Source organism: Pseudanabaena sp. 'Roaring Creek' (assembly GCF_001402795.1).
Lineage (GTDB): Bacteria > Cyanobacteriota > Cyanobacteriia > Pseudanabaenales > Pseudanabaenaceae > Pseudanabaena.
In genome coordinates, this window is record NZ_LIRE01000606.1 from 1 (window position 1) to 2,573 (window position 2,573).

At 43.1% G+C, this 2,573-nt stretch carries 2 protein-coding genes; both read right to left on the bottom strand.

Going from position 1 to position 2,573, the window contains the following annotated elements:
* Positions 1-332: 332 nt before the first annotated feature.
* Positions 333-794, bottom strand: a complete 462-nt coding sequence (locus AC805_RS16770; RefSeq protein ID WP_055076465.1) for an Hsp20/alpha crystallin family protein — start codon at positions 792-794, stop codon at positions 333-335.
* Between the two features lie 424 nt (positions 795-1,218).
* Complete coding sequence (locus tag AC805_RS16775; RefSeq protein ID WP_055076466.1) at positions 1,219-2,424, bottom strand: MFS transporter; 1,206 nt, start codon at positions 2,422-2,424, stop codon at positions 1,219-1,221.
* Positions 2,425-2,573: the final 149 nt, after the last annotated feature.

Consider the following 2,573-nt stretch of genomic DNA (forward strand, 5'->3'; position numbering starts at 1 on the left):
ATAGCTATAGCCATTGTAGTTAAGACCCAAACGCCAAAATAGAGTGGCGGCGCGTAGCGCCGCCACTCTATTTTGGCGTTTGGGTTTGTCCTAAAATAATTGGCTACCGCTATGCCAAGTTAAGCAATGGCTACGCCATTTCTTAACTTGAAAACCCTTACGAGATTTAGATTTTATAGCTACAGTCACTTGAATTAGGACAAATCAAACCCCAAGAATTAACTGGCGGCGCTTCGCGCCGCCAGTTAATTCTTGGGGTTTATGTCCTAGTACATTTGGCGATAGCTATAATTCCCGAAAGTGTGACAACACTTTCGGGAATTGGTATTACATTATTGATTGGATTCAGAGGGTGGTAACTCGTTGGAGACATTGACCTTAAAAGCCTTGACTTCGTTAGCTTTAGGTAGGGTGAGAGTTAAGATCCCATTGTTGTATTCGGCTTTTACGCGATCGTTTTCGATCGCTACAGGTAGGGCAAAAACGCGACGGAACTTACCATAGCTGATTTCACTCCAATAATATCCTTTGTCTGATTCATCTTTTCTTTGAATGTGGCGTTCGCCAGCAATCGAAAGCGAATCCTTTGTGACCTGAATATCGAGATCCTTGGGTTCGATATCGGGAAGCGACAACCTTAGCGTTAAATGATCGCCATCGTCCCGTAATTCACTGGCAGGAATCCAACCACCTTTGGTTGTTTCCCGTTCTTGGGGTGCGAGTTCGCGAAATAAGCGATCGAATTGACGGCTTACTTCTTCTACTTCTTGGAGAGGATGCCAACGCAATAACATAGGAATCACCTTTATCTATTTCTAAACAACTGTGAATGTTAAGAAGTAGGGTAGAAATTGAATTGGAGGTTTGTACTTCTTGATTCACAGACTTATTATGAAATAGCGGCAAAGCTTTGAGGAGAAGGAGAACCGAACTTTTTTGAGTGGGTTCTCCTCACCTAAAATCGATAGAGTAGAATGACGATTAGCACGCAATATCTATAGCTACAGTCACTTGACTTAAAGCAATTATCGATCAAACGAACCACAAGGAAGTTTTCAAAAGCGTTGCGCAGCAACGCTTTTGAAAACTTCCTTGGTTTGGGTTTGAGCGTAAAGCGCTGTAGGCAATAAAACCCAAGAATTAATTGGCGGCGCTTCGCGCCGCTAATCAATTCTTGGGTTTTATTGCCTATACAGAAACATCTGGCGACGGCTATAGCTAGGAGGGCTTAACTGCATAGTTTTGCCGTTTGAGAACTGCAAAGATGAGGACAAGAAACGTACAAATCCCTGCTAGATAGAGTGGATAACCATAGGAATGGGGATTATTTTGATTGACGACGAAGCCAGCAATGACTGGTCCAAATCCGTTTGATATGCTGAGATAGGAAGAGTTAAGTCCGAGTACTGTTCCCTGTTCTTCGGGGCTAGAATTGAGGGAAATTAGGGCGCTAATCATTGGCTGTACGACGGAATTCAATAATGAGAAGAGAATACATACAACCACAAAGTAATAGACATTTTCCCAGATGGGCATTAAGGCGAAGGAGACGCTACGGATTAATAGCCCTAAAAAGAGAATTTGTACGATTTGTAGGCGTTTGAGCATCAGAGAAATTCCCAGAGTCTGCATGATTACGCCTAGGACACCGAATAGCAAGAACATCAGTGTGAGCGCGTCACTATTTTGCTTAATCACCTGCAAAAAATAGGGCTGAAACGCAAAGGTAAACATATTGAATGTTAGTCCTGTTAGGAAATTAATCACCAACAAAATTCCTATTTTGGGCATATATAATCCTGTGATTAGCTTATCTAGACCAAGATCGAAGAAGTTTTGTGATTTTTGAGCTTTAATCTTCAGGGTCTCAGGCAGCAGGAAAATAGTTAGCAATAAGGCGATCGCAGCGATCGTCCCCGAAACTAAGAAAGATGCGCCAAAGGATTTACCTAAGGGTGTGTTGAGGGCTACTTTTTGGGCGATCAAACTAATGGCAGGTCCCAAAATAAAACCCAGCCCAAAGGCAGCCCCATTGATCCCAAATGCTTTAGCTCGGTTTTCAGGGGTGGTTACATCGGAAATTACGGCTTGGGCTACCGAGGCATTACCGCCTGTAATCCCATCGAGAAATCTAGCAAAAAATAATACGGCGGCACTCGCAGCAGTTCCTGCCATGAGGTTCGCGATAACTGTCCCCGCCAAACTGAGAATTAATAAAGGTTTGCGCCCAAAGCGATCGGAGAGTTTCCCGATGATTGGCGTGGCAAAAAATTGAGCGAACGCATAAATGGCAAACAGTAAGCTAGTCTGAGAATCATTTAACTTGAACTGTCTGCCGTAGAGATACAAAACTGGGATGAGAATCGTAAAACTCAGGGAGTTAATAAAAGAGATGAGGGCAATAATCCAAAATTTACGATTCATTCTTAGGAGGCGATCGCATATAGTCCTTGTCCATACTACAGCGCTACCTCAGACTTTTATAGCTAAGTAACTGGGCATAAATCCTAAAAACCTGTGCCGCCTGCTTTGAGGACAGCACAGACTGTTTTATAGGCTTTTTATAGCTACAG